Source organism: Lyngbya sp. CCY1209 (assembly GCF_055795065.1).
This window is the reverse complement of sequence record NZ_JAYFER010000501.1, coordinates 1-26,996: the sequence shown is the minus strand read 5'-3', so window position 1 is coordinate 26,996 and position 26,996 is coordinate 1. Positions and strand designations below refer to the sequence as shown.

General features: G+C 52.1%; 21 protein-coding genes. 10 read left to right on the top strand and 11 right to left on the bottom strand.

Annotation, left to right across the window (positions count from 1 at the left end; translation table 11 throughout):
* The first annotated feature begins 120 nt into the window (after positions 1–120).
* The gene (locus AC0QHF_RS16175; RefSeq protein WP_324705263.1) at positions 121–5,592 is read left to right on the top strand and encodes a trifunctional serine/threonine-protein kinase/ATP-binding protein/sensor histidine kinase; all 5,472 of its coding nucleotides are present in this window, start codon (positions 121–123) and stop codon (positions 5,590–5,592) included.
* Positions 5,593–5,654: 62 nt separating this feature from the next.
* On the opposite strand, the gene AC0QHF_RS16170 is transcribed toward AC0QHF_RS16175, so the two are convergent.
* Both AC0QHF_RS16170 and AC0QHF_RS16165 read right to left on the bottom strand, forming a co-directional pair.
* Positions 5,655–6,116: a hypothetical protein gene (locus tag AC0QHF_RS16170; protein WP_324705262.1), complete on the bottom strand. Its 462-nt coding sequence runs from the start codon at positions 6,114–6,116 to the stop codon at positions 5,655–5,657.
* A gap of 171 nt (positions 6,117–6,287) precedes the next feature.
* Positions 6,288–6,635: a histidine triad nucleotide-binding protein gene (locus AC0QHF_RS16165; protein ID WP_324705261.1), complete on the bottom strand. Its 348-nt coding sequence runs from the start codon at positions 6,633–6,635 to the stop codon at positions 6,288–6,290.
* 123 nt (positions 6,636–6,758) lie between these two features.
* On the opposite strand from AC0QHF_RS16165, the gene AC0QHF_RS16160 reads away from it, so the two are divergent.
* Entirely contained in the window at positions 6,759–8,288 is a 1,530-nt protein-coding gene (locus AC0QHF_RS16160; RefSeq protein WP_324705260.1) for a YifB family Mg chelatase-like AAA ATPase, read from the top strand.
* 103 nt (positions 8,289–8,391) lie between these two features.
* Here AC0QHF_RS16160 and polA read toward each other — a convergent pair whose 3' ends face one another.
* Positions 8,392–11,229 carry a DNA polymerase I gene (gene polA, locus AC0QHF_RS16155; protein WP_324705259.1) on the bottom strand — a complete coding sequence of 946 codons (2,838 nt, stop codon included), beginning with the start codon at positions 11,227–11,229 and terminating at the stop codon, positions 8,392–8,394.
* Between the two features lie 139 nt (positions 11,230–11,368).
* Here polA and AC0QHF_RS16150 point away from each other — a divergent pair, with 139 nt between their 5' ends.
* Complete coding sequence (locus tag AC0QHF_RS16150) at positions 11,369–12,139, top strand: DUF1350 family protein (protein WP_324705258.1); 771 nt, start codon at positions 11,369–11,371, stop codon at positions 12,137–12,139.
* Between the two features lie 9 nt (positions 12,140–12,148).
* Here the strand turns inward: AC0QHF_RS16150 and AC0QHF_RS16145 are convergent, their stop codons facing one another.
* Positions 12,149–12,613, bottom strand: coding sequence for an ATP-binding protein (locus AC0QHF_RS16145; protein WP_324705257.1), 465 nt, complete (start codon positions 12,611–12,613; stop codon positions 12,149–12,151).
* A gap of 192 nt (positions 12,614–12,805) precedes the next feature.
* Between AC0QHF_RS16145 and AC0QHF_RS16140 the strand changes: the two genes are divergently transcribed.
* Positions 12,806–13,942, top strand: coding sequence for a PP2C family protein-serine/threonine phosphatase (locus tag AC0QHF_RS16140; RefSeq protein WP_324705256.1), 1,137 nt, complete (start codon positions 12,806–12,808; stop codon positions 13,940–13,942).
* Between the two features lie 383 nt (positions 13,943–14,325).
* Here the strand turns inward: AC0QHF_RS16140 and AC0QHF_RS16135 are convergent, their stop codons facing one another.
* The 4 genes from AC0QHF_RS16135 to AC0QHF_RS16120 all read right to left on the bottom strand — a co-directional run bounded on the left by AC0QHF_RS16135 (position 14,326) and on the right by AC0QHF_RS16120 (position 16,423).
* The gene (locus AC0QHF_RS16135) at positions 14,326–14,673 is read right to left on the bottom strand and encodes an STAS domain-containing protein (RefSeq protein WP_324705255.1); all 348 of its coding nucleotides are present in this window, start codon (positions 14,671–14,673) and stop codon (positions 14,326–14,328) included.
* Positions 14,674–14,844: 171 nt separating this feature from the next.
* Positions 14,845–15,489, bottom strand: a complete 645-nt coding sequence (locus AC0QHF_RS16130) for a helix-turn-helix domain-containing protein (protein ID WP_324705254.1) — start codon at positions 15,487–15,489, stop codon at positions 14,845–14,847.
* Positions 15,490–15,537: 48 nt separating this feature from the next.
* Entirely contained in the window at positions 15,538–16,068 is a 531-nt protein-coding gene (gene dps, locus AC0QHF_RS16125; RefSeq protein ID WP_324705253.1) for a DNA starvation/stationary phase protection protein Dps, read from the bottom strand.
* Between the two features lie 94 nt (positions 16,069–16,162).
* On the bottom strand, positions 16,163–16,423 hold the full coding sequence (locus AC0QHF_RS16120) for a sulfiredoxin (protein WP_324705252.1): 261 nt from the start codon (positions 16,421–16,423) through the stop codon (positions 16,163–16,165).
* Between the two features lie 336 nt (positions 16,424–16,759).
* On the opposite strand from AC0QHF_RS16120, the gene murI reads away from it, so the two are divergent.
* Positions 16,760–17,596, top strand: coding sequence for a glutamate racemase (murI, locus tag AC0QHF_RS16115; RefSeq protein WP_324705251.1), 837 nt, complete (start codon positions 16,760–16,762; stop codon positions 17,594–17,596).
* Between the two features lie 143 nt (positions 17,597–17,739).
* Here murI and fabF read toward each other — a convergent pair whose 3' ends face one another.
* Together fabF and acpP are read right to left on the bottom strand one after the other, a co-directional pair.
* Positions 17,740–18,999, bottom strand: a complete 1,260-nt coding sequence (gene fabF, locus AC0QHF_RS16110; RefSeq protein WP_324705250.1) for a beta-ketoacyl-ACP synthase II — start codon at positions 18,997–18,999, stop codon at positions 17,740–17,742.
* A 200-nt stretch (positions 19,000–19,199) separates the two neighbouring features.
* The gene (acpP, locus tag AC0QHF_RS16105) at positions 19,200–19,448 is read right to left on the bottom strand and encodes an acyl carrier protein (RefSeq protein ID WP_324705249.1); all 249 of its coding nucleotides are present in this window, start codon (positions 19,446–19,448) and stop codon (positions 19,200–19,202) included.
* Between the two features lie 246 nt (positions 19,449–19,694).
* Here acpP and AC0QHF_RS16100 point away from each other — a divergent pair, with 246 nt between their 5' ends.
* From AC0QHF_RS16100 to AC0QHF_RS16080, 5 genes are all read left to right on the top strand, one after another.
* Positions 19,695–20,594 carry a CoB--CoM heterodisulfide reductase iron-sulfur subunit B family protein gene (locus AC0QHF_RS16100; RefSeq protein ID WP_324705248.1) on the top strand — a complete coding sequence of 300 codons (900 nt, stop codon included), beginning with the start codon at positions 19,695–19,697 and terminating at the stop codon, positions 20,592–20,594.
* Between the two features lie 270 nt (positions 20,595–20,864).
* A complete protein-coding gene (gene psaC, locus AC0QHF_RS16095; RefSeq protein ID WP_006616272.1) occupies positions 20,865–21,110 on the top strand; it encodes a photosystem I iron-sulfur center protein PsaC in 246 nt (81 codons plus the stop codon).
* 253 nt (positions 21,111–21,363) lie between these two features.
* Positions 21,364–23,289 (top strand): glutamine--fructose-6-phosphate transaminase (isomerizing), encoded by a 1,926-nt coding sequence (glmS, locus tag AC0QHF_RS16090; RefSeq protein ID WP_324705247.1) that lies wholly within the window; start codon positions 21,364–21,366, stop codon positions 23,287–23,289.
* 236 nt (positions 23,290–23,525) lie between these two features.
* Positions 23,526–24,743: a peptidoglycan-binding protein gene (locus tag AC0QHF_RS16085; RefSeq protein ID WP_324705246.1), complete on the top strand. Its 1,218-nt coding sequence runs from the start codon at positions 23,526–23,528 to the stop codon at positions 24,741–24,743.
* Between the two features lie 37 nt (positions 24,744–24,780).
* A complete protein-coding gene (locus tag AC0QHF_RS16080; protein WP_324705245.1) occupies positions 24,781–26,058 on the top strand; it encodes a dicarboxylate/amino acid:cation symporter in 1,278 nt (425 codons plus the stop codon).
* Between the two features lie 41 nt (positions 26,059–26,099).
* On the opposite strand, the gene AC0QHF_RS16075 is transcribed toward AC0QHF_RS16080, so the two are convergent.
* Positions 26,100–26,873 carry an aspartate/glutamate racemase family protein gene (locus tag AC0QHF_RS16075; RefSeq protein ID WP_324705244.1) on the bottom strand — a complete coding sequence of 258 codons (774 nt, stop codon included), beginning with the start codon at positions 26,871–26,873 and terminating at the stop codon, positions 26,100–26,102.
* Positions 26,874–26,996 lie beyond the last annotated feature (123 nt).

Genomic DNA, 26,996 nt, shown 5'->3' with positions numbered 1-26,996 from the left:
AATTCCCAAAACCCCCTAGCCTCAACCTTACAGCCTACACCCCCACTGATGGGGCGGTTTTGGGTTTGCTAAAGTTGGTATGGAAGCCCTTTCCTGAGACTGACCCTCCCCTAACCTAGGATGTCCCTTATATCTAGCACTTCCCAACTTCCCGAAATCCCTGGCTATACCCTAGTTGAGCCATTGTATCTGGGTTCGCGAACGGCGGTTTATCGAGGGGTGCAAACAGCCCAACAGTGCCCCGTAGTGATCAAGCTGCTACGGCGGGAGAATCCGAGTTTTGGGGAGTTGGTGCAGTTTCGCAATCAATATGCGATCGCCAAAAACTTACCCGTTCCCGGTATTGTTCACCCCCTCAGTTTAGAACCCGTCGGAAATAGCTATGCTCTGGTCATGGAAGATGGGGGTGGAATCTCCCTCGAAACCTACAGCCACGAGCAACCTTTAGACTTAGAAACGGTGTTGATTATTGCCCTACAAATAGCGGACATTCTCCACGACCTACACCAACACCGAGTCATCCACAAAGACATTAAACCCGCCAACCTGCTCATTCACCCCGAAACCCATCAAGTCAAGCTAATTGACTTTAGTATTGCCTCCTTACTCCCCAAAGAAACTCCAGAAATTCAAAACCCCAATATCCTGGAAGGAACCTTAGCCTATCTGGCTCCGGAACAAACCGGACGCATGAATCGTGGCATCGACTATCGAGCGGACTATTACGCCCTCGGTGTCACCCTTTATCAACTGCTAACGGGTGGCTTACCCTTTGCTACCAACGACCCTTTAGAATTGGTGCACAGTCACATCGCTAAGGTGGCGACCCCCGTTCATGAGGTGAATCCTAATATTCCGGAAATAGTGGGGGCGATGGTTGCCAAACTCATGGCGAAGAATGCCGAAGACCGCTATCAGAGTGCTGTGGGAATCAAGCAGGATTTTCAGCACTGTTTAAATCAATGGCAAAAAACGGGAACTATTCGCCCGTTTGAATTGGGACAACGGGATCTGAGCGATCGCTTCATCATCCCGGAAAAACTCTACGGACGGGAAACCGAAGTTCAAACCCTCCTCGATGCTTTTTACCGCGTCAGTGAAGGGGGTTTAGAAGTGATGCTGGTGGCGGGATTTTCGGGCATTGGTAAAACCGCCGTTATCAACGAAGTTCATAAACCCATCGTCAAAAAACGGGGCTATTTCATTAAGGGTAAATTCGACCAATTCAACCGTGATATTCCTTTGAGCGCTTTTGTGCAAGCCTTCCGTGATTTAATGGAACAATTGCTCTGTGAATCTGACCAACAATTGGCTGATTGGAAGGCGAAAATTATGGAGGCAGTGGGGGAAAATGGGCAAGTATTAATCGAAGTGATTCCCGAACTCGAGCCAATCATCGGTTCACAACCCCCAGCCCTCCAACTGTCCGGGACAGCCTCTCAAAATCGCTTTAACCGACTGTTCCAAAAGTTTATTGAAGTCTTTACCCAAGCCGAACATCCTTTGGTGATGTTCTTGGATGATTTGCAGTGGGCTGATTCTGCCTCTCTACAACTTCTCAAGTTACTCATGAATGGTCGGGGTTATCTGTTACTTTTGGGAGCCTATAGAGATAACGAAGTCTCGCCCGGTCATCCGTTTATTCGAGTGATTGAAGAACTGAAAAAAGCCCGGGTTGTTGTCCATACAATTACCCTGGCTCCCCTACAGTTAGAAGAGGTGAATCCTTTGGTGGCAGATACCCTCACCTGCGAGCCGGAACTCGCCCAATCTCTCACTCAAATGGTGGTTCGCAAAACCCAAGGCAATCCCTTTTTTATCACCCAATTTTTAAAAACACTGCATCGGGAGGGCTATATTACTTTTAATGCTGAGTACGGCTGCTGGGAATATAATATTACCGAAATTACCGCCGTTGCCCTCAGTGATGATGTGGTGGAATTTATGGCCCAGCAGTTGCAAAGATTGTCACCAGAAACCCAGGATATTCTCAAGTTGGCGGCTTGTATTGGTAATGAGTTTGATTTGACGACTTTGGGGATTATTTCAGAGCGATCGCCGAGTCAAGTTGCGATCGCTTTATGGCGAGCTTTACAAGAAGGTTTGATTTTACCTACCACCCCAGTTTATAAGTTCTTTCAAGATCCGGATTCCCTTGAAGAGGAAGTAGAAGCGGTGGTGAATCCTTCCTATCGCTTTCTGCACGATCGCGTTCAACAGGCGGCTGATCTCCTCATCCCAGATGAGCAAAAACCGGCAACCCATTGGCAAATTGGTCAACTTCTCCTCGAACGCAGTTCCGGAGAAAAACGAGACGAAAAACTCTTTGAAATCGTCAATCAATTAAATTCGGGAGCCGCCTTAATTGACAGTCCAGAACAGCGGCATCAGTTGGCACAACTCAACCTCGAAGCCGGACGTAAAGCCGTCACCGCCGCAGCCCATAAGACCGCATCAAGTTATTTCCAAGCCGGACGGAACCAACTGCCTCCCCAGCCCTGGGAACAATGCTATGAGTTGACGCTGGTGTTGTTTTCTGAGGCGGTGGAAGTGGCTTATCTGAATGGAGACTTTACCCAAATGGAGCAACTGGCGATCGAGGTCTTAGAAAACGCCAGAACCCTGCTGGATAAGATTCAGACCTACGAGGTAAAAATTCAAGCCTATGTGGCTCAAAACCGTTTGTCGGAAGCCCTGGAATTGGCTCAATGCTTGCTGCGCCAATTAGACATTAATTTACCCCAAAATCCGACCCCTGAAGATATCGAAACAGCCCGACAAGAAATTCAGGCAACCATCGGCGATCGCACCGTCGGAGAGTTGCTCGATCTCCCTCCAATTCAACACCCAGAAAAACTAGCCGCTATCCGCATTTTAGTTGTCCTCGTTTCGATCACCTTTGTGGGGTATCCATCTCTGTTGCCCTGGGTTATCTGTGAGCAGGTGAATCTATCTCTAAACTATGGTAACTCTTCCTGGTCGGCTTTTTCTTATGCCAACTACGGAATTTTGCTCTCCAGTTTCGGGGATTTTAAAATCAGCAATGATTTTGGAGAATTGGGAATTAATCTATTAGAAAAATTTCAGGCAAAAAGCCTAAAATCAAAAATTTTTAACACAGTTTATGCCATGCTCACCCACTGGCACAAACCCCTTCAAGATTGCTTAAGACCTTTGATGGAGTCCTATCAATCTGGGTTGGAAACGGGGGATATAGAATATGCAGCTTACAGTCTTTTGCATCATAACGAGTACAATTATTTTTGCGGCCAAAATTTGAATCAATTAGCCGAAAATCTTGATAATTACAGTCATGCTTTAATCCAGATTAACCAGCTCAATACCCTCACCTATCATGAAATTTACCGACAGATCGTTTTGAATTTACTGGGACTCTCAGAAAACCCCACCGAGTTGGTGGGTGATGCCTATGATGAAAGGCGATCGCTACCCCGACATGAACAGATAGACGATCGCTATGCGCTGTATCAGGTTTATCTCAATAAACTGATTTTAAGTTATCTGTTTGGAGAAATTGAAAAAGCGGTGCAATTGGCGAATTTAGCCCAACAATATATTGATGGGGTATCCGGTTTATATTTTATTCCAGTATTTTACTTTTATGACTCCCTAGTTCGCCTAGCTGCCTATGGGATAACTCCCCAAGATGAGCAACCTGAGCTTTTACAAAAAGTCCAAAATAACCAGCAAAAAATGCGGCGATGGGCCGAGGCTGCACCGATGAATTTTCGCCATAAGTTTCAGTTGGTTGAAGCGGAGCGGTTTCGAGTGTTGGGAGAAATCATCGCAGCCATTGAATCTTACGAACAAGCGATCGTCGGAGCCAGCCGCTCTCAGTACCGCCAAGAAGCCGCCCTTGCCTACGAACTCGTCGGTCAATTTTATCTGGCTTGGGATAAGCCTAAAATCGCTCAAGTTTACCTCACCGACGCCTATCATGCCTATCTAAGTTGGGGAGCACGGGCAAAAGTTGCGGATTTAGAAAGCCGCTATCCTCGACTCCTCGCCGGGATTTTTCTCCCCCAACGTCCCGCCTTTTCAGCGACAGAAACCCTGTTGGGAACACCCGCTTTAACCGTCACTCAAACCGCTCCTAAACAGTCCTCGTCCGCCTCTAGCAGTACCAGTCTTTCCATTACCCTGGATTTGGCAACGGTGTTGAAAGCCTCTCAGACCCTTTCCAGTGAAATTGAACTCGACAAACTATTGGCAATTTTACTACAAACAGTATTGGAAAATGCGGGAGCTGATAAGAGTGTGTTACTGATGTCTCAACAGAATCAGTGGTTTGTCGAAGCCGTGGCAACCCTCGATCAACCCGTTCAAGTGCAGTCGATTCCGTTGTCGAGTTATCCCGAGCTTCCCCAGGGGCTAATTTATCGGGTGAAACGGAGTCTGGACGCGATGGTAATTGGGGATGCCACCGCCGATCCGTTACTGGCGACTGATACTTATATTCTGCAAAAAAAACCCAAAAGTTTACTCTGTGTTCCGATTTTACAGCAGGGTAAACTCATCGCTTTATTGTATTTAGAAAATCATCTGACAATTGATGCTTTTACCCGCGATCGCGTCGAGACTTTAAAAATTCTGGCTTCCCAAGCGGCTATCTCCATCGAAAAAGCCCGCTTATACGAACAAGTCGCCGAATATTCCCATCACCTAGAAGCCGAAGTTGAGCGAAAAACTCAAGCACTTCGTCAAAAAGCCCTCGATTTAGAGCAAACTTTAAAAAATCTCCAACAAACCCAAGCCCAACTGATTCAAAGCGAAAAAATGTCTGCCTTGGGTCAATTGGTTGGTGGCATTGCCCACGAAATTAACAATCCGATTAACTTCATTCATGGCAACCTTGAATATGCCTCCAGATATGTGATCGATTTATTGCAGTTAATCGACCTCTATGAACAAGAATATCCCCAAGAAAATCCCGTGATTCAAGGTGCGATCGAAGAGATCGAACTGGAATTTATACGAGAAGATTATTTGAACCTTTTCCAATCCATGAAAAATGGCAGTGAACGGATTAAGAAAATTGTTCTAAGTTTGCGAAATTTTTCGCGTTTAGATGAGTCCGAATTAAAATCTGTAGATATCCATGATGGTCTAGAGAGTACCTTAGTCATTTTACAAAATCGGTTGGCTGGCAAGGATAATCTGATGGCTATTGATGTCATCAAAAACTATGGAAAAATCCCCCATATTTTCTGCTATGCGGGTCAGTTAAATCAAGTCTTTTTAAGTATTTTTAGTAACGCAATTGATGCCTTAAAAGATAGGAGGCAAGAGCCAGAAAAAGCCGTTATTAGCATTAAAACAGAACGGTCAAATCAAGAGCAAATTAAAATCGTTATTGCCGATAATGGTAGTGGCATTTCAGAGGAACTTAAAAACCGCATATTTGAGCCATTTTTTACCACCAAACCCGTCGGCAGTGGCACCGGATTGGGACTATCGGTGAGCTATGCAATTCTGACCCGGCATGGTGGCAGTCTCACCTGTCAATCTCAACTGGGTGTGGGAACTGAAATGATCATTCAGCTTCCACTGAGTAGAGGCGATCGAGAATAGGCAATTCTTTAATCATTTGAAAAGTTTCTGGCTTCCCAACCTCCAATTCTGGGGGAACCAAGTTATGAAAGATTGCTGGGGTCGAGGGATTCATCAAACATTGACTGCAAATTTGGCGATCGCACCAAAGCCACCCGACCAAATCGGGGATCAATTTCTACTGCTGTAATCTCAATTTCATGGGATAGAGAACCGTCGGGACTGACAATAGAATGGGTGGTGGTTTCTCCCAGCTTGAGGAACAAACAGCGATCGAAGATCTGCCGTCTTCGATGCGGGGGTAAAAAATTTTGCTCTCCCATTTCCAGAGCGGCGGCATTATAAAACGACAACTTTCCCTCCAAGTTCAGCACCCCCGCCGGAGTTGAAAACTGCTCACACCACCGCAGGGTCAAAAACCACTTGGCATCGGATAATCGTTTGAAGACGCGATCGGGTTTGGGGTGCTGCAAAACCTTATATCCACCGGCAATAGCAATAATTGTGCCACCTAAAAAGCCGAATACAGTTCCAAGATCACTCATATTTCCGTTAATTTACGATTTAACTTTTATGTCAAAGCTTCGTAGCAAGGAAATGGTGGGTTACGGCACGAATGAAAAGTTGTCGGTTTTTCCGAAAAATTACGGCCGCGCCTAACCCACCCGACTGGACGGACTATTGCCTCATTTTAGCTGAAACTGTCTACTACTTATTTAGCCGGGAGGCCACTGCATCTGACGCCCGCCGAGGATGTGAATATGGAGATGATCCACTGTCTGTCCCCCGTCCGAACCATTGTTTATGACCACCCGATAGCCATTTTCCAAACCCGCTTCCTGGGCGACCTGTTTCGCTTTCAGCAGCAGGTGCCCCATCAGGGCGTGGTCGTCGGGGACGGCATCATCGAGCTTGGGAATGGGTTTTTTGGGAATGAGAAGAATGTGGACGGGGGCTTGGGGCGAAATGTCTTTGAATGCCAACACCATATCGTCCTCGTAGACGATATCCGCCGGAATTTCCCGGTTGATAATTTTGCTGAAAATTGTGTCCGAATTGCTCATGATTTTTGAGTTCTCATATCGGTTAACCCGAAAGGGTTTACCACAAATTGGATATTCGCTATTATACGATCGCCCGCCGATCGGCGAAAATAGAGACGGACGAATCGTAAATATAATTTAATTATGTTAGCCAGGGTCTGGAGTGCGTCGGTGGTCGGCATCGACGCGGTGAAAGTCGGCGTCGAGGTGGACATCTCGGGGGGACTGCCGAAAATCGTGGTGTTGGGATTGCCGGATACCGCCGTACAGGAGTCGCGGGAACGGGTGAAGGCTACGTTGAAAAATGCCGGGTACGCCTTTCCGATGCGGAATATCGTCATCAACCTCACCCCCGCCGATTTGCGGAAGGAGGGGCCGAGTTTCGATCTGCCCATCAGCATCGGCATTTTGGCCGCTTCCGAACAGGTGAGAGCCGATCTGCTGGGGGATTTCCTGTTTTTGGGGGAGGTGTCCCTCGACGGCAGTTTGCGGCCCGTGGCGGGGGTTTTGCCGATCGCCGCCGAAGCGGAACGGATGGGGATCGCCGGGTTGGTGGTGCCGGAGGACAACGCCGGGGAAGCGGCGGTGGTGCGGGGGATTTCGGTTTATGGGTTCAAGTCGATTTTCGAGGTGACGGATTTTCTGGGCAATCCGGACGCCTACGAACCGGTGAAATTGAACGGGGAAGCGGTTTTGAGCGAACGGCGATCGCCCACTTTAGATTTAAAAGATGTCAAGGGGCAAGCCCACGCCCGCCGCGCCCTGGAAATCGCCGCCACGGGGGGACATAATTTGATTTTTGTCGGGCCGCCGGGGAGCGGTAAAACCATGTTGGCGCGGCGGTTGCCGGGGATTTTGCCACCTTTGAATTTCGAGGAGGCGTTGGAGGTGACGCGCATCCATTCGGTGGCGGGACTGTTAAAAAATCGGGGAACTTTGGTGAGCGATCGCCCCTTCCGCAGCCCCCACCATTCGGCGTCCGGACCGTCTTTAGTCGGCGGCGGTAGCTATCCGAAACCGGGGGAAATTTCCCTCGCCCATCGCGGTATTTTGTTTTTGGATGAATTGACGGAATTTAAGCGCAATGTGTTGGAATTTTTGCGCCAACCCCTCGAAGATGGGTTTGTGACGGTGACGCGGACTCGGCTTTCGGTGGTGTTTCCGTCCCAATTTACCTTGGTGGCGAGTACCAATCCCTGCCCCTGCGGTTATTTCGGCGATCCGATTCAGCCGTGCACCTGTTCCCCCCGACAGCGCGAACAGTATTGGGCGAAATTGTCGGGTCCGCTGATGGACCGCATCGATTTGCAGGTGGCGGTGAACCGATTGAAGCCGGAGGAAATTACCCGCCAGTCGGAGGGGGAGGGATCGGAACCGATACGGGTACGGGTGCAAAAGGGTCGCGATCGCGCTTATCATCGATTTCGGGAGTATGATCATTTACAGTGTAATGCGGAGATGCAGAGCCGCCACATTCAGCGCTGGTGCCGCCCGGATGAGGCGGGGTGTCAGTTGCTTGAAGCGGCGATTCGGCGGTTGGGGTTGTCGGCGAGGGCGAGCGATCGCATTTTGAAAGTTGCCCGCACTATTGCGGATTTGGCGGGGGATGAGGATGTGAAGGCGAATCATGTCGGGGAGGCGATTCAGTATCGGACTTTGGATAGAATGCAGTGAAAAAATCCGCAGATTTCGCAGATTTCACAGATTTAATTTGCCGGTGATTTGTTGTGGCGCTTTAGTGCATTTTTGAGCCCAAGCGCCACAACGATCGCGACCATTATTTGGCTTCCATCCAGTTGTCTCCGGCGTGGATTTCTACCAGCAGGGGGACGGATAATGAGCGGGCGTTTTCCATGGTTGATTTAATCTGAATTTCGAGTTCTTTCCATTCAGATTGGGGGATTTCAAAGACGAGTTCATCGTGGACTTGCAGCAATAATTTTGATTGGTAATTTTTGAGGATTTCATCCAATTTAATCATTGCGATTTTGATGATATCGGCACTGGAACCTTGGATGGGGGCGTTGGCTGCCGCCCGCAATATCTGTTCGTCTTTGTAGTTGAGGCGATCGCGATCGCGCCCTTTCAGCATTTCAAAATAACGCCGCCGCCCCAAAATTGTCTCGACGTAACCCTGAGACAGTGCCAATTCTTTCTGCGATTCTAAATACTTGAACACGCCGGGATATTGTTTGTTAAAACGTTCGATAAATAGCTTTCCTTCGCTTTGGCTGACTCCCACTTCTCGGGCAAATCGCTGCGCCCCCATTCCGTAGATCACGCCGAAGTTGATAATTTTGCCGAGGCGACGTTCTTGGGAGGTGATTTCGTCCCGTTCAAATAGCAGTTTTGCTGTCAAAGTATGGACATCTTGATTTGTATTATAAGCCTCGACTAAGACGGGTTCTCGACTCAGGTGGGCGAGGATTCGCAATTCGATTTGAGAATAGTCTGCCGATACCAACATCCAGCCGGCTTCGGGGATGAAGGCTTTTCTGATCTGGCGGGAAAATTCGGTGCGGATGGGGATATTTTGCAGGTTGGGATTGGAGGAGGATAAACGCCCCGTGGATGCGATCGCTTGGTTGAAGTCGGTGTGGATTCGCCCGGTATCCGATCGCACCAATTCCGGTAAGGCATCCACATAGGTTGATTTCAATTTTGACAGGGTTCGATATTCGATAATTTTATCAATAATCGGATGATCGCCTTGTAATTTTTCCAACACTTTGGCATCGGTGGAATAGCCGGTTTTCGTTTTTCGGCTTTTTTTCCGATCCAATCCCAATTTATCGAATAATAATTCGCTCAATTTTTTAGTCGAACCCAAATTGAAGGATTCCCCGGCATCGGCGTGGGCTTGTTTTTCGAGTTCTTCTAAGGTTTTTCCCAACTGTTTTGAGAGATTATTGAGATAGTCGCTATCGATGCGAATGCCGGTATATTCCATCTCCGCCAGGACGGGTTCGAGGGGCTGTTCGACGTTCCGCAGCAAGTCATCTAATTTCGGAAATTGTTTCAGGATGTCTTGCAATTTTTGGGTGATATGATAAGTGGTGTAAACGTCCAAACCGCAGTAGTTGGCGACGGTGGCGATATCCAGATCGGCGATGGTTTTGCCTTTGGGGACGAGTTGGCTATAGCTTTTGGCGGCGACTCCCAAATCGGGTACATATCTCAGGGATAAGTCTGTCAAATTGTGGGATTCTTCCGGGTTCAAAACGTAGCTGGCTAACATCGTATCGAAAACCACGCCTTTGAGTTGGATTCCCTGGGCCCGAAAGATGAGGCGATCGAATTTTGTGTTTTGGAAAGTTTTGGGATGGGTTTCGCTTTCCAAAATGGGGCGGAGGGCATCTAAAACTGTGTCTTGCGGCAGGGTTTCTTCTGTGGGATGATTGAGGGGAATATAGGCGATATCGGAGGGTTCGGTTCCCCAACAGCAGCCGATGCCGACGAGTTTGGCGTCGCGGGGTTCGAGGGCGGTGGTTTCCGTGTCCCAGGCGACGGGTTTTTGGGCGTCGGTGTGGGTTTGGAGGCGATGGATTAGTGTTTCTAAGGTATCCGGAGTTTTAATAATTTGGGGTCGGATGGAATTGTCGATTTTGGGGTTATTGTTTTTTTCGGTATCTGCGGCGCTGAAAAACCAGGTATCTCCGTCTTCGGGTTCGGAAATGTCGATGTTTTTTTCGACTTCCACCGTTCCGTTGAATTGATGCTGGATCTGATTGATTTGATCGATAAAAGATTGGAATTCGAGGCGCTGCAATAATGGGATAATGGTGTCGCGATCGAATCCCGTCAGTTGGCAATCTTCCCAGTCGAGTTCGAGGGGGACATCCACGACAATTCTCGCCATATGCTGGGAGTGGTAGGCTTCGGTTTTGCCTTCCCGGAGTTTTTTGGCGATCGCACCCCCGATCGCATCCAAAGAATTATAAATTTTATCCAAAGTGCCGTATTGTGACAGCAGTTTCACCGCCGTTTTTTCGCCGATGCCGCGCACGCCGGGAATGTTATCGGATTGGTCGCCGCACAGTGCTTTATAATCGACAACCTGTTCGGGAGTAATCCCCAATTTTTCATAAACCTTTTCGGCGGTAAATTCCTGGGGAGTGCTGCCTTTTCCGTGCCCCAAATAGAGGACGGCGATCTGTTTTTGGGGATCGACAAGTTGAAATAAATCGCGATCGCCCGATAAAATTTTGACTTGATAACCCGCCGCGCTGCCCCGTTCGGCGAGGGTTCCCAGAACGTCGTCCGCTTCAAAACCTTTCACCGACAAAATGGGGACGCGGAACCCTTCGAGGAGCTGTTTCAAGTTTTCGACATCTTCGATAAAATCGGGGGGGGTTTCGGCGCGATCGGCTTTGTAGGTGGCGTCAGCTTCGTGGCGGAAGGTGGGGTCGGCGCGATCGAATGCGATCGCCACGGACTCGGGTTTGTAGGTTTGGATGACCTCCAGGAGGGATTTGAGGAAGCCGAAACAGACACTGGTGGGGATTCCCGCCGCCGTTTGCAAGCCCCCACTCCGACTTTTACCGAAGGCGTAGTAGGCGCGAAAGGCTAGGGAATGGCCGTCAACGAGGATCAAAAGCGGAGAATTGGAAGACACGGCGGAGCAGTTGTGTAACAATACGATTGAATCTTTTTTATTGTAGTCGTCATCCGGCTTGGCGGGGAAAAGCAGAATTTTCCCATTTTGCCCGGGGTGCCGGGACAGTTGACCAAATCTTACGCTGGCGAAGTGATTCATGGATTGGCTGGAAATTTCCGATAATTGGGTTCTGATTCCGCCGCAACCGAAGGGAATCGTGCATTTTCTGGGGGGGGCGTTCGTGGCTTCGGCCCCCCACCTGACCTATCGGTGGCTGTTGGAACAAGTAGCCCGCCAGGGATACGCCGTGGTGGCGACGCCGTTCGTCAACACCCTCGACCACGGGACGATCGCCCGCGATGTGCTGTGGACCTTCGAGGACGGTTTGGAGGACTTATTTGCCACCCGGCGGCTGAAACGGCGGGGGCTGCCGATCTACGGCATGGGGCACAGCATGGGGTGCAAGTTGCACCTGCTGATCGGGTCGTTATATTCGGTGCGGCGGGCCGGAAATATTTTGATCTCGTTCAACAATTACGCCGCCCGCCAGTCGATCCCCCTGGTGGAACAGTTGTCGTCGGTGATGCCAGTGGAATTTACCCCCACGCCGGACGAGATGAACCGGTTGATCCGCGATCGCTATCAAGTCCGGCGGAATCTGCTGGTCCGGTTCAGCAAAGATACCATCGACCAGACGGCGGGACTGCACAGGATTTTAGACCGGCGGTTTCCCGGACTCGTCACCCTGCAACAGTTGGGTGGCGACCACCAGACTCCTTTGGGGCAGGATATGAGCTGGCCCGTCGTGGGCGAGGTGTTCACCCCCATCGACGCGCTCTCCCAGTGGTTGAAGCAGGAGATGTACCGGGATCTGTACCGGCTGAAGCGGGAAGTGCTGCAATGGCTCAACCCCCTGGCTCCTGTTTAGGCGGGCGGGCTAACATTTGGGTGGCGGATCGACGTATTTCACGATCGCCAGACAATTGCGGCCGTCCGGAGTGCGCCGATAACTCAACTCGTCGGCGATGTCCCGCATCAGTTTCAAACCCCGCCCCCCCGTGGCGGTGCGGTCGGTTTTGGGGGACATCTCGCGGAGTTTCTGTTCCAGGTCGAAGGGTGAGCCGCGATCGAAAATTCGCATTTCGATCATTTCCGCCGATAGGCTGACCTCAATTTCGATCGGAACGTCCGGAGAAAATTCCCGGTGGGCGTGTCGCACGGCGTTGGTAAATCCTTCCGCCAAAGCCAGTTGGCAGCGCAGCCAAACCGATTCCGGAATTGAGGGCGGATGCCATTGGGCGAACCACCCCAGGACATCCGCCAACTGATCTAAATTTGTGGGGGTTTGAAACCGGATCGTGCGGGGGACAGAAATCGGTTCAGAACCTTCAAATTGAATCACGCTTGATATGACAATGTAACACAGTGATGTCCGGGCCACAAACGAGTTTACATCTCAATTTAGCACGGCTGCTAACTTCTCGGAGAGTGCGATCGAGGCATCATCTGATTAGACTATACTCTATTTATGCCCGAGATGGCTGAGAACGTTGCTTTCCAATCTTGACCCAAAACTGTTTGAACTTCAGCTCCCATGTTTAAAATTTTAGTGATTGACGATGATACTGTAATTCGGGAACTGCTCAAAAGAACGCTCAAAAAGCAGGGTTACGATGTTGCGGTGGCGAGCAACGGTGAAGAAGGCATCCAGAAAGCAAAAGAATTGCGTCCGGCGCTGATGATTTGCGATTGGATCATGCCCAGACTGACGGGGATCGAAGTGTGCCGGCAGGTGAAAGCGACTCCGGAATTATCCACGACCCAATTCTTTTTGCTGACGTCTCTGACGGCGGTGGGCGATCGCGTCAAGGGGCTCGACGCGGGGGCGGACGATTTCATTTCCAAACCCATTGAAATGAACGAGTTGTATGCCCGGGTGCGGGCGGGGCTGCGACTCCACCAACTCAGCCGGGACCTGCAAACCCAAAAGCAACTGTTGGAAACGGAGTTGTCGGAGGCGGCGGAATACGTGCGATCGCTCCTCCCCGAACCCCTCGAAGATCCGGTGCGGGTGGAAGCCAAGTTCATTCCGTCCCGGCAGTTGGGGGGCGACTGTTTCGATTATTTCTGGCTCGATTCCGACTCTTTGTCGATGTATCTCTTGGACACCTCCGGACACGGGCTCCGGGCCGCTTTGCCCTCGGTTTCGGTGTTGAATTTGTTGCGATCGCGGGCTATTCCCAACATCAATTACTACCAACCCAGCGACGTGTTGCGATCGCTCAACACCACCTTCCAGATGACCTACCAAAACGACAAATATTTTACCATTTGGTACGGCGTTTACAATCGCATTTCCCGCCAACTGATCTATGCCAGCGCCGGCCACCCCCCCGCCATCCTCCTCTCCGGCCGCCACAACAACAAACTCAAAATTCAGCGCTTGAAAACCCCCGGAATGCCCGTGGGAATGTTTTTAGAAGCGGAATATACGGACGCCCACTGTCACATCGAAAACAACAGCAATCTTTATATTTTTAGCGACGGCGTTTATGAAATTCACCAGCCCGACGGCAGCATTTGGGGCCTGGATTCTTTCATTCAAGCGCTGATTCGATACAATGACTTTCAACCCGGGAGCCTGACCTCCATTCTCGATCGGGTCAAATCCATGAATTTAAACCAACCCTTCGACGACGATTTCTCCCTCCTAAAAATCAGTTTTTTCTAGACTCAATGTCGCCGAAAATAGAAAAAATCGCCCATCCGATCAGATCCGGTAATTGACCGGACAGACCCCTTTAACGGAGGCGATCGGCGTCAGGCCGGGTGCGAGGGAAGAGGAGCTTTCAGCTTTCAGCTTTCAGGTATCAGCGTTTCGGCTGAGGGCTGATCACTGACGGCTTTCTCCTCGATACAAAAACAGCGCGGCAGCCACCGATTCGGCGCTGCCGACCCTCAAATTGAGTCTCCCAATTGGGGAGAAAAAAGCAGCCGTTCGATACCGAAAAGAACGGTCGAAGATAACAGCCCCGAGTGCGGACGATACCAACCCGACGGAGAAAATAGAAAGAAGGGAGTAAGGGCTTGAAAAAATCAACGAAATCTGAAAAATTAGCGGTGAGACTCTCGTTGGCGTTCAAATTCCTCTCGGCTTTCAAACAGCTCGAACACCCGATCCATACTGGTCAGTTCAAACAGGATTCTAATTTGCTCATTGATCGAACAAATCACCAATTTACTATTTGCTGCCCTCACGGTTTTGAGCGCCAACACCAGAGCCCCCAGACCCGAACTATCCATGAACGTGACATCTTGAAAATCGATCAAGATCGTTTCGGCTCCCTTTTCAACCAGCCGAGCAATATCTTGACGGAATTCGCGCGCTTTGGTACCGTCTAAAATGCCTTCTGGTTGCAGGACTTGAACATCAGAACTCATATTTTTTTGAGATTGAAGCATAAGAATGACTCGCCCGATTCCGCTAGTATAACTTTGAAATGCGCCGAGAGCCAAATGCCCGCCGGAAAATCAGAAATTCCGTTTCAAGGACGATTCGAGCGATCGGAAACTGGATGCGGCGGATTTCCCATTGCACTTTCGTTTCCGCACTCTAACGGCATCTTTCAATTTTCATCGTTCCGGGCCGACCTTGGCGCGGTAGAGAAGTCGATCGCCCTGTCGGTAGCCGGCGTACCGCACGACGACGGCATCCCCGGGCTTTGCGGTTCCTTCTATCAATTGGTGTAGATGCGGATCGTAGGAAACTCGGGAACCGACGGGCGCGACGATCTCCACCCCCCATTGTTGCACAAGTCGCTCGACGGGTTTCAACAGGGGCAGCAAATTTTTGGCGGCCAATTGGGGATTCTCCCGCGCTTTCTGGGCCGCCGTCGGCCACTGCAGGAGCCAAGATTCCAACGTCTGCAAACTCGCCCCCTGGAACTCCGCCGCCAGGGACTCCCGCAGTTGCTCCAGTTCGGCCTGCACGCGCCGATATTCCCGTCGCAGTTCCTGACTCGAATCCGCCTGGGGGGCCAACTCCCCGCCGTCCGGGGTGAAGGCGGCCAGGAGTTCCGCCAGGGAAATTTGCAGCGCCGCGGCGATCTTGATCAGAATTTCCACCCGAGTTTGCAAAGCCAATCCCTGGCAGAGCCGAAAGAACTGCAACTCCCCGACCCCGGACGCCCGACTCAATTCTCTGAGACTAGAAAACCCCGCCTGTTGCATCAGGCGTTGCAACCGGGGGGTATACTCAGTTGGCGGCAACCTATCCATACAATTGACAATACGAGACCTCGATTTCGAGCCTAACTCAGATCGGGTCTACTTGCTGCCGTTTCCGGTATCGCCGCCGCCCTGGAGGTGCGCTTCCAAGAACCACAGGCGCATATCGACGGTGCGGGAAATTTCGGTGTACAGGTCGGCGGTGTCCGCGTCGCCGAGGTCGTCGGTTTTGCCGATCGCCTCCCGCAGGGATTTGGCGTAGGGGCCGAAGCGATCGGCTAGGGCGACCACGTGATCCCGCCCGTCGTCGATGTCGAGGGGATATTCGGGCAGGGCGGACTGGCTCGCGGCGATGCGGGCCGTTCCCATCGCGTAGCCCCCCAACGTGGTGACTCGCTCGGCCAACATATCGATGTATCCTTCCAATTCGCCGGCCATTTCGTCAAACAGCAGGTGCAGTTGGTAGAAGTGAATCCCCTTGACGTTCCAGTGGGCTTGCTTCACCTGGGTTTTGAGGTCCAGGGTGTCGGCCAAGCTCTGGTTGAGAATGGCGACGATTTGGGAGCGGGTGTCCTCCGGCAGATCGATGCGGGTGGAGTAGAATCGCGTTTTTGCTTTCGTGCTGGTCATGATCGCTGACTCCGACTGAGTGTTGGTGATGTAATCCGGAAAAATCCGACAAATTTCTAAATTTTATTCGGTTGTGGACCTTGATGAATCTATCTTAAGCCAGATGCTTCCGCAAAACGGAACGGGGCGCCCGGCGCACGTTGCAGCGGATGGTTTCCTGGCCTATGTGGCTGCAGGCCTCAAAGCGGTGGCATCCGGAGAATCCGTAATACTGGCCGTCCACTTCCAGGACTTCGATGGGTTCTTGCAACCCGATCGCCCGGATGGATTCCATGAGCGATCGCACTTTTTCCGGGTCGGTTGCCCGGGGCAAGGGTCGCCGGATTTGTTTGAGCGGTATGTCCTGAACCTTCATGTGGGCATCTCGATCTCACTGCCTTAATCATACTCATAATGACTTCAAGTTGACAAGCCATATCAAGAAATGATCACAAAATCCGGAGGGGGGTTCTCGGGCCGGAGAAATCAGATCGAGTTTCGGTGGCATTTGGGCCCGGAGGGGTGAATCTGTCGCGATCGCCGGAGAAACTGTTGAAACGGCTCGGGGTGTATTAGAGTAATTCAAATCGAGATCGGTGAGGCGATCGCGGTGGCATTTGGCGAAGCTCGTATTCCGACGGCGAACCCTTCCCCGTCCGCCCGACGGGGGACGCCCGAAAGCCGAAACATAATTTATGACTGCCGAGTAACCATGACAAGGGATAAAAGACGACAGAAAATTGCAATTTTTGACAGTGGTGTGGGAGGACTGACGGTGTTGAGGGAGCTGTACCGACAACTCCCCAACGAATCGATTCTTTACTTTGCCGATACGGCGAGGCTGCCCTACGGCACGCGATCGCCCGAAGAGATCGTGCAGTTCGTCCGCGAAATCATCACTTGGGCCGTCGGGCAGGACGTAAAAATGGTGTTGATGGCCTGCAATACCAGTTCCGCCCTCGCCCTAGAAACAGTGCAGTCCGAATTCGAGATCCCCATTTTGGGCCTGATCCTGCCCGGAGCCCGAGCCGCCCTGACTCGGGGCGAACGCATCGGCGTCATCGCCACCCCCGCCACCGCCGCCAGCAACGCCTACCGCCAAGCGATTCAAGAAATGAATCCCGGCGTACAAGTGTGGCAGGTGGGGTGTCCGGCCTTCGTGCCACTGATCGAGCACAACCGGATTCACGACCCCCAAACCTACGAGGTGGCGCGGGAGTATTTGACTCCCCTGATCGAACAGCGCATCGATACGCTGATCTACGGCTGCACCCACTATCCCCACCTGGCCCCCGTGCTGCGATCGCTCCTCCCCAGTTCGGTCGAGTTGGTCGATCCGGCGGTGCATTTGGTGGCGGCGGTCGTCCAGGAATTGGAGTTGCTCGGTCTGGGAAATACCCACCTCCCGCGGCCGACCCGGTTTTGCGTGAGTGGCGCCCCCGAACAGTTCGCCAACCTCTCGGTGCAGTGGCTCGGATACACCCCCGCCGTCGAATCGATCGCCCTGCCGACGGTCGAGAAACGGGATCAATTAACAATTAATAATTAATAATTAACAATTAATAATTGTTAATTTTGGCCCGCGCAACGATTCAACGCCCAGGGCCGGGAAAATTTCCCGGCCCTAGGCGTTGATAGCGCAGTCCGAGCCGCGTCGTTACAGATCTGACGGGTTCACACGTTAGCCGACTCCTATTCGTTTTCTCGATACTTCTGGAAGGCTAAGGTGATGTTGTGGCCTCCGAAGCCGAAGGAGTTGGAGAGGGCCACCTCGACGGGTTGGCTGCGGCTCTGGTTGGGGACGTAATCCAGATCGCATTCGGGATCGGGAGTTTCCAGGTTGATGGTGGGGGGAATTTTGTCGTTGGCGATCGCCAAAACCGTGGCCACCGCCTCGATGCCGCCGGAACCCCCCAGCAGGTGGCCGGTCATGGATTTGGTGGAACTGACGGCGACCTTGTCGGCCTGTTCGCCCAGGGCCGTCTTGATGGCCGCGGTTTCCGTGGGGTCGTTGGCGGGGGTGCTGGTTCCGTGGGCGTTGATGTAGCTGATGCGGTCGGGGGTGAGTCCGGCGTCCTTCATGGCCAGGGCGATCGCCTTAGCCGCCCCCGTGCCGCCGGGAACCGGGGAGGTCATGTGGTAGGCATCGCAGGTCATGCCGTAACCGACGATCTCGCCGTAAATCTTGGCGCCCCGGCTGCGGGCGTATTCCAATTCTTCGAGGAGGAGAATTCCAGCCCCCTCTCCCATCACGAAGCCGTCCCGCCCCACGTCAAAGGGGCGGCAGGCGCGGGCCGGGTCGTCGTTGCGGGTGGAGAGCGCCCGGGCTGCAGAAAATCCGGCGACGGAAAGGGGAGTCACCGCCGCTTCCGTGCCGCCGCAGATCATGGCCCGGGCGTATCCCCGCTGGATCAATCGAAACGCATCGCCCACGGCGTTCGATCCCGCCGCGCAGGCCGTCACCGGGCAGGTGTTGGGGCCCTTGGCTCCCGTGTGGATGGCGGTGAGTCCGGCGGCCATGTTGGCGATCATCATCGGAATCATGAACGGGCTGCACCGGTCGGGGCCGCGGGTCAGGTAGATCTCTTGCTGATCTTCGAGGACTTTCAAACCCCCGATGCCCGTCCCGATAATCACCCCCACCTGGTCCGCATTCAGGTCGTCAATCACAAATTCCGCGTCTGCGAGCGCCTGTTTGCTCGCGGCAATAGCAAATTGGGCAAACCGGTCCATGCGCTTGGCTTCTTTGCGGGCGATGTAATCGCAGGGGTCGAATCCCTTCACTTCGCCGGCCATGCGGCAGTCGTGCCGTGACGCATCGAATAAGGTGATCGGGCCGATCCCGTTCTGTCCGGCCAGCAGTCCCTCCCAATACTCGGCAATGGTATTGCCAATCGGAGTCATTGCCCCCAGACCTGTAACAACAACGCGCTTGCGGTTCATATCAGTCATGATTTTTTTTCAAAAAGTTAACCACCCAGAATGCAGGACACAGGTGAAGTTGCTGGCCCTCAAACCCGCCAGCCTTCAAACGACGATGCCGATGGGGTGGCGGAGCTCACGAAAAGGTTATATGATCCGAACCGGAACGTCCCCGGCGCGCGATCGCGAGAAAAGCGATCGCCGAGATTCAGTGTCCGAGATAGAGTGGCTTAGGCCGACGCGGCAACTTGACTGTCGATATAGTTGACCGCGTCTTCAACTGTGAGGATCTTTTCCGCTTGTTCGTCGGGGATTTCGATGTCGAATTCATCTTCCAACGCCATGACCAGTTCCACTACGTCCAAGGAATCTGCGTTCAAGTCATCGGCAAAGCGGGCATCTGGAGTCACTTGGTTTGCATCAACTTCCAGTTGGTCGGAAACAATTTTTTTGACTTTCTCCAGGGTGTCTGCACTCATAATCTAAATGGTTCCTCGTTTTGGATGTCGCGTATACCATCTTATCTGAAAGCGCGATCCCCGCGATAATGATTTGCCACTTTTGTGACTGGCACCGCCGCCGCCCGGGTCGGGGGAACCGCTGTGCCCCGCCAGGGGGCAGGGAGGGAACCTTCAGGGTTTTTTCCACTGCCGATCGCCCCTTTCCGAGGGATGATAGATCCAGGGGCGCGATCGACCCCCGTGTTAGCGGAGAACACCACTGCCATGCCATCTCAAACGCTCAAATACGCCTATTTCCCCGGCTGCGTCGCCCAGGGGGCCTGCCGGGAACTCTACCAATCGACAGAAATTTTGACCCGCACCCTGGGAATCGAGTTGGTGGAGTTGAAAAAGGCCTCCTGCTGCGGGTCGGGAACCTTCAAGGAGGACTCCCAACTGCTCGAAGATACGGTCAACGCCCGCAACATCGCCCTGGCCGAAGAATTGCAATTGCCCCTGCTCACCCATTGCAGCACCTGCCAGGGGGTGATCGGCCGGGTGGACGAACGCCTCAAGGAGTCTCAAACCGCCGACCCGGCTTACCTGGAACAGGTCAACCAACTGCTTCAGCAGGAAAGCTGCACCCCCTACAAGGGCGCGACGGAGGTGAAACACCTGCTCTGGGCCCTGGTGGCCGACTACGGCCTGGAGGAAATTCAACGCCGCGTTACCCGGAAACTCTCGGGACTCAAGTGCGCCGCCTTCTACGGGTGCTATCTGCTCCGCGCCCAAACCCAGTTGGCCTACGATGACCCCTACCAGCCGGAATCGATGGAAAACCTGTTCCGGGCCGTGGGCGCCACGCCGATTTACTACCGGGGCCGGACCCAGTGCTGTGGCTGGCCGATTTCTAGCTACGCGACGACGGAATCCTTCAAACTGGCCGGCACCCACATCCAGGAGGCGATCGCGGCCGGGGCCGATTGTATGGTCACGCCCTGCCCCCTGTGCCACCTCAACCTCGACTCCCGCCAGCCGGAAGTTGAAAAAGTCATCGGGCGCTCCCTCGGTTTGCCCGTCCTCCACCTCCCCCAACTCGTCGCCCTCGCCCTCGGCGTCGATCCCAAAGCGTTGGGTTTGGACAACCACATCGTCTCCACCCATCCCGTGTTGGAGAAATTGTAGGGAGTAGGGAGTAGGGAGTAGGGAATAGGGAATGGGGAATGGGGGTTCTGCTTCTTCCGCTCCCTCCGCCCCACACCCCACACCCCACACCCCACACCCCACCTTTAAAATATTACAGAATTTAAAGTTTTGTCGCCTTGTGTATCTTGACGGGCAAACACTGGGGTAAAGTGATCGAAGATATACGATAATCCAGCTTTGAAGATAGCCGTTTAATCTACATCCCTTGTAGATGCGGTCACACCTGAGATCTTTGGGAGAACTTATTCAATGTCTCATTCCGTCAAAATTTACGATACCTGTATCGGCTGCACCCAGTGCGTTCGGGCCTGCCCTCTGGACGTCTTAGAGATGGTTCCTTGGGACGGCTGCAAGGCGGGCCAAATTGCCTCCTCCCCTCGCACCGAAGATTGCATCGGCTGCAAGCGGTGTGAAACGGCTTGTCCCACCGACTTCCTCAGCGTCCGGGTTTACCTCGGCGCCGAAACCACCCGCAGCATGGGTCTGGCCTACTAAAGCCGGCCCGATGGCCGAAAAAGCAAACGCTTTGGGGAACCAACGCGATTTGTCAGTTCCACTTGTTATAGGTTCAACATTTATAGAGAGGGCGATTCGCTCCCTCTTTTTTTTGGGTATCGCTTACAATTTGTGAACATTCCTCCAGTCTCCTCCCTGGGGAGGGGAGAGAACCGGATCGCCGCAAGATTTGACGGTATATTACCGTATGGGGTGAAACCCAGATTGTCTACCCTTGAGGAGCTACAGCCAAATGTGTGGAATTGTTGGTTACATCGGCACCCAAGCCGCCACGGAGATTTTACTGTCGGGATTGGAAAAGCTGGAGTATCGCGGTTACGACTCCGCAGGGCTGGCCACGGTCTGGGAAGGAAAAATTCACTACATCCGCGCCAAGGGCAAGCTCTACAACTTGCGGGATAAACTGGCCCAGGTGGAAATGCCGGCCCGCATCGGCATCGGCCACACCCGCTGGGCCACCCACGGCAAGCCGGAGGAACACAACGCCCACCCACAACTCGACACCCACGGGCGGGTTGCGGTGGTTCAAAATGGGATTATCGAAAATTACCGGGAATTGCGGGAGCAGTTGAAGGGGAAGGGACACGAGTTCAAATCCGACACCGATACGGAAGTGATTCCCCACTTGATTTCGGAGATTTTATCCACCCAATCCAAACCGGAACCCGGTTCGCCCTCCGAGTTTTTCGATGCGGTGCGGAAGGCGGTGAACCGGTTGGAGGGGGCTTTTGCGATCGCCGTTTTGTGCGCGGACCATCCCGGCGAGTTGCTGGTGGCCCGCCAACAGGCGCCCATCTCCATCGGTTTGGGACAGGGGGAATTTTTCTGCGCCTCCGACACCCCCGCTTTGGTCCCCTACACCCAGGCGGTGCTGAGTTTGGATAACGGCGAACTGGCCCGTTTGACCCATTTGGGGGTGGAAGTGTACGGCTTCGACGGTTCCCGCCTCAACAAAATGCCCCGCATCCTCAACTGGAGTCCGTCCCTGGTCGAAAAGCACGTCTTCAAGCACTTCATGCTCAAGGAAATCCACGAGCAACCGGGGGTGGTGCGGGACTGTCTCAACGCCTACATCCACGACGACTGGCAGGGTGGGGAGGAAACGACTAAAGGGAAATCGAAAACGGCAATTCCCTCTCCCATCAATTTGAACCTGCCCGGTGCCCTGTGCGACGGCCTCGAACAGGTGCAGATTCTCGCCTGCGGGACGAGTTGGCACGCCAGTTTGGTGGGCAAATACCTGCTCGAACAGTTGGCGGATTTGCCGACGACGGTGCAGTACGCCTCGGAGGCCCGCTACGCGCCCATCCCCCTGCGCCCCAACACCCTCACTGTCGGCGTCACCCAGTCCGGGGAGACGGCGGACACCCTGGCGGCGTTGGCGATGGAACAGCAGCGCCGGATTAATGCTGCGCCTGAGTTCGCCCCCCGTCTGTTGGGAATTACCAACCGCCCGGAGAGTTCTTTGGGTCAAATGGTTCCTCACCTGATCGATACTCGGGCGGGGATCGAAATTGGCGTGGCGGCGACGAAGACATTTTCGGCCCAGTTGATCGCGTTTTATTTGTTGGCGTTGGATTTGGCTTGGCGGCGGAAGACGCTGGCGCCGGCCCGCATTCAGGACATTATCAGCGGGTTGCGACAGTTGCCCGGTCAAATTGAGTTGATGTTGAGTGCCGACGCGGGAGATATTGAAGAACTGTCCCATGAGTTTAGCGAGACGCAGGATTTCATTTTCTTGGGTCGGGGGATCAATTTTCCGATCGCTTTGGAAGGGGCGTTGAAATTGAAGGAAATTAGTTATATCCACGCGGAGGGATATCCGGCGGGGGAGATGAAACACGGCCCGATCGCGCTGTTGGATGATAAGGTACCGGTGGTGGCGATCGCGATGCCGGGTTCGGTTTACGAAAAGGTGATTTCCAACGCCCAGGAAGCGAAGGCCCGGGATGCGCGACTGATCGGGGTGACACCGAAGGACGTGCCGGAGTCTGTCGAAATTTTTGATGATTTATTGCCCGTCCCGGAAGTGGACGAATTGTTGTCGCCCATTTTGACGGTGGTTCCCCTACAATTGTTGGCGTACCACATCGCGGCGCGGCGGGGATTGGATGTGGATCAGCCGCGGAATTTGGCGAAATCGGTGACGGTTGAGTAGGCGAGTGCTATATATTCGTATCCGATCCGGTTTGTTACCTCGGCTGGGGTGAGAGTTGCCAAGATCTCTCGAATTTCGGATTGGGTACGAGTATTGTAAAGTTTCAATAAGAATAGCCGTCCTCAATTTTGCCGGGATGGGATAGCTGACCATGTGATCTGGCGTTGGCATGGGTTCGGTCGTGCGGATGACGCAACAGTGTTGTACCATTTTGATCAAACCCAAAGCTTCACTCTATGCCAAACCTTCACAAATGGAAATTTATCGTTTTGACACTGGTGGCGATCGCAGTGGGAACGATTTTGATGGTCACACCCTTGGTCCGAGGGCAAGACTCGGCGACACCTCCACCTTCGCAACCGACTGAAGCGATCGCAGAAGTTGAAAGCACCGGCACTTTGCAAGCAGAAGAAAATGGGGAAGAATTGGAGATTATCCAACTGCAAACTCGATTGAAGCAGAAAGGGTATTATCTGGGGGCGATCGATGGGGTTTACGGAGAGGAAACCCGAGAGGCGGTTTACAACTTTCAACTCAGTTCGGGATTGGAGGCGACGGGGGAAATTGACCGGGAAACGTGGAGGTTGCTCGGAGGTGTCCCAGTCTCCGTTCCCCAAGTTCCCCAAGATGAGCCGTCCACACAACTTCTCTCTCCTGATATTCAAAAAATCGTCGATCGCGGGGAGTTGATCGTCGCCACAATCGCCAATGATATCGCACCATTTTTTGTTACAAATGAAGGGGGTAAACTGGAAGGATTGGATGTCGAAATTGCCCGGGGATTAGCCGACAATCTGGGGGTAAAATTGCGCTTCAATCGCAGCGCCAAAACGTTTAATGAAGTGGTCGATCTGGTCACAAAAAATGAAGCAGATTTGGCAATTTCCAAACTCAGCCAGACTTTTCAACGGGCGAAAATTATTTCTTTTTCTAACCCTTATTTGACCATGCGTCACGGTCTTTTATTGAATCGATTGCAGTTGAAAAAGGCGGCTCAAAATAAAGATATTGTCGATTTTTTAAAGGATTTTGAAGGAAGAATGGGTGTAATCAATGGTTCTTCCTACGAGGGATTTGCGAAGCAGAAATTCCCGAAGGCGACAATTGTGAGATATTCCAGTTGGGAAGATCTGATCGAGGGAGCGATCCGGGGGGATATATTGGCGGCTTACCGGGATGAGTTGGAAGTCAAAAAGATTCTCATCAACCAACCCAATGCCGCTTTGAATTTTCAAACGGTCGCCCTGACCGATAGTCAAGATCCGATCGCGATCGCCTTGCCTTGGTCTAGCTATCATTTGTTAGAGTTCGTTAATTTATACTTGACAATGACCGATAAAAGTTATACTGTCGGTCAATTATTGGCAGATTACTCGGATTTTTTTGAACCTGCAAATGGAACTCAAACCGGAGAAAAATTGAACCATGAAAAAAAACAAAATATTCACCTTTAAGGGTTTCATAAAAATAGTGCGAAATCCCTGGTCTATCGTGCCGGCAATTCTGATTGGATTATATTTGGGAATTTTTCAAAAGGACATCGCACTGCTGCTGACTCCCTTCGGAACCCTTTATCTGACCCTGCTGAAAATGTGCGTTTTGCCACTGTTATTTTCGGCGATAACGATGAGTGTGGGAAAGCTGATTGGCAGTCATGAAGCGAATAAATATGTGAAACGGATTCTGATTGTTTTTGGGATGGGGTTGGTGGGAGTCAGTGCGATCGGTGCGGTGGTGGCGATCGGAACGAATCCGGGGGGAAATTTAGATGATTCGACCTTGACCGCTTTGGGGGTAATTGTGAATACCTCCGAGTTGGATTTGCAGGTTTCTTTGAGTGGACTCACTCCCGAAGTCACCGAAGAACCCATGTTAATATCGTTTTTATTCAACTTGGTTCCGGACAATATTTTTTCATCTTTGAGTGAAGGTAATTCTCTGGAAATCTTATTTTTCTCCATCGTGTTTGGCATCGCGATGGGATATTCAAAAGAATCGGCGAAGGAAGATGTATTTAGAATTTTAGAAACGGTCTTTACTGCGGCTAAAAAATTGATCGATTGGATCATCATATTCTTGCCCTTCGGCCTGTGTTTTCTTTTGGCTTCTCAGATGGCGACCACCGGCTTTGGCATTTTGATCGCCATGCAAAATTTTGTGCTGATTACAATTTTAGCTTTTGCGGTTATATACGGGCTGAGTACCCTGGTGATTTGGAAAAATGCGGGTGTCTCTTTGTGGACGGTTTTGATGAGTTTAAAAGAACCGACGATTTTGGCTTTGGCAACTCGCAGCAGTTTCACCTGCCTGCCCTCTTCAATTTCGGCGTTAACCGAAACGTTAAAGTTTGACAGACAGACGGTCAATTTGGTGACACCCCTGGCGATTACGGTGTGTCGATTCGGTCCGGTGGCTTATTTTGCCACGACTTCCGTTTTCGTGGCCCAACTTTATAATTATCAATTAAACTTGTCGAGTTTTCTCATTATTATTATCGCTTCAATTTTGGCGGGGATGGCGACGGCGGGGGCGACGGGAATTTTGACGCTGACGCTGTTGGATTTGGTCTTGAAACCGCTGGGTTTGCCCTTGGAAGCGATACTGGTGCTGTTAATTGCGATCGACCCAATTATCGATCCCTTCCGCACTTTGGGCATCGTCCACACGGGAATTGCGGCCACTGCGGCGATCGCGGATATTCAATCTTCATCACCCCAAACCGCCAACTCCCCCACCCTAGAAATTTCAACACCTTCGGAGAGTTTTTAGTCGCTGCGTTTCGCGAAACGCACCGATGCCACTTGGCATCACTAAGTCTGAGATTCTCGAATAATTTCGGGAACCTTTCGATCGCCCCAGGCGAAATCCAACGTCAGATCGGCAAGAATTTCCAGGGGATCGACGACGGTCAGGTTTTGGTATTTGAATCGGGCGAGGGCCACCGAAATCTCCGTACAGCCAGCGATCGCCAATTCTGCCCCCTGAGTTTCCAACCAAATCAGGGCATTTTCCAAAATTTTAATGGGGGGGGCCAAGATTTTAATTCCCGTGGCTTTGATGCCCCAAACCGGATGGTAAATGGCATTCATAATGTCCTGCTGCAATTGGGAGTCGGGAAGGGGGGCGATCGCTCTCAGTCCGGCGGCTTCCAAACTATCATGATACAGGTAGGCTGTCAATGTTCCGGTCGTCGCCAAAATACCGACTTTTTGACAATCTGGATAGCGACGTTTAATAAACGTCACCGTTGTCTTCATCAGATGAATCCAGGGGATCTCGATCTGAGATTGGACGGCATCGTGAAATCCGTGGGAAGTGTTGCAAGGAATCACCACAAAATTGGCTCCCGCCCCCTCCAGCATCCGACAATATTTTACCAAACCGGGGGTACAACTGGGTTCTTTTCCCAGCAAACTTTGAGTCCGGTCTGGAATGTCGGTGGCGTTGATCAAAATCCACACGGGGTGATCGCGATCGCCTTTGGCACCCCGGGCGGAATTTAAAGCGATCAGCAGCCGTTCAAATTCGATATGTGCCAAGGGACCCAATCCGCCAATAATTCCGGGAATTGTTTGTTGTTGCATCGGTACTTTAACTGTGACATTTAGAACGAAAAAAACCAGAAAATGAGAATTATAGCAACGAGCGCTCACGTGGTTACAGTTGAAATGGGGTCAGAAATTTTCAAACCCTTATAGAAAAGCCGT

What these genes read in the sequence shown, in the direction of transcription:
- AC0QHF_RS16130 (WP_324705254.1), bottom strand. Translation starts at nt 15,489, where the DNA reads ATGGATAGGTTGCCGCCAACTGAGTATACCCCCCGGTTGCAACGCCTG.
- AC0QHF_RS16075 (WP_324705244.1), bottom strand. Translation starts at nt 26,873, where the DNA reads ATGCAACAACAAACAATTCCCGGAATTATTGGCGGATTGGGTCCCTTG.
- AC0QHF_RS16135 (WP_324705255.1), bottom strand. Translation starts at nt 14,673, where the DNA reads ATGCTTCAATCTCAAAAAAATATGAGTTCTGATGTTCAAGTCCTGCAA.
- AC0QHF_RS16120 (WP_324705252.1), bottom strand. Translation starts at nt 16,423, where the DNA reads ATGAAGGTTCAGGACATACCGCTCAAACAAATCCGGCGACCCTTGCCC.
- glmS (WP_324705247.1), top strand. Translation starts at nt 21,364, where the DNA reads ATGTGTGGAATTGTTGGTTACATCGGCACCCAAGCCGCCACGGAGATT.
- AC0QHF_RS16175 (WP_324705263.1), top strand. Translation starts at nt 121, where the DNA reads ATGTCCCTTATATCTAGCACTTCCCAACTTCCCGAAATCCCTGGCTAT.
- AC0QHF_RS16160 (WP_324705260.1), top strand. Translation starts at nt 6,759, where the DNA reads ATGTTAGCCAGGGTCTGGAGTGCGTCGGTGGTCGGCATCGACGCGGTG.
- psaC (WP_006616272.1), top strand. Translation starts at nt 20,865, where the DNA reads ATGTCTCATTCCGTCAAAATTTACGATACCTGTATCGGCTGCACCCAG.
- AC0QHF_RS16150 (WP_324705258.1), top strand. Translation starts at nt 11,369, where the DNA reads ATGGATTGGCTGGAAATTTCCGATAATTGGGTTCTGATTCCGCCGCAA.
- AC0QHF_RS16085 (WP_324705246.1), top strand. Translation starts at nt 23,526, where the DNA reads ATGCCAAACCTTCACAAATGGAAATTTATCGTTTTGACACTGGTGGCG.
- fabF (WP_324705250.1), bottom strand. Translation starts at nt 18,999, where the DNA reads ATGACTGATATGAACCGCAAGCGCGTTGTTGTTACAGGTCTGGGGGCA.
- AC0QHF_RS16100 (WP_324705248.1), top strand. Translation starts at nt 19,695, where the DNA reads ATGCCATCTCAAACGCTCAAATACGCCTATTTCCCCGGCTGCGTCGCC.
- AC0QHF_RS16165 (WP_324705261.1), bottom strand. Translation starts at nt 6,635, where the DNA reads ATGAGCAATTCGGACACAATTTTCAGCAAAATTATCAACCGGGAAATT.
- AC0QHF_RS16140 (WP_324705256.1), top strand. Translation starts at nt 12,806, where the DNA reads ATGTTTAAAATTTTAGTGATTGACGATGATACTGTAATTCGGGAACTG.
- dps (WP_324705253.1), bottom strand. Translation starts at nt 16,068, where the DNA reads ATGACCAGCACGAAAGCAAAAACGCGATTCTACTCCACCCGCATCGAT.
- AC0QHF_RS16170 (WP_324705262.1), bottom strand. Translation starts at nt 6,116, where the DNA reads ATGAGTGATCTTGGAACTGTATTCGGCTTTTTAGGTGGCACAATTATT.
- acpP (WP_324705249.1), bottom strand. Translation starts at nt 19,448, where the DNA reads ATGAGTGCAGACACCCTGGAGAAAGTCAAAAAAATTGTTTCCGACCAA.
- murI (WP_324705251.1), top strand. Translation starts at nt 16,760, where the DNA reads ATGACAAGGGATAAAAGACGACAGAAAATTGCAATTTTTGACAGTGGT.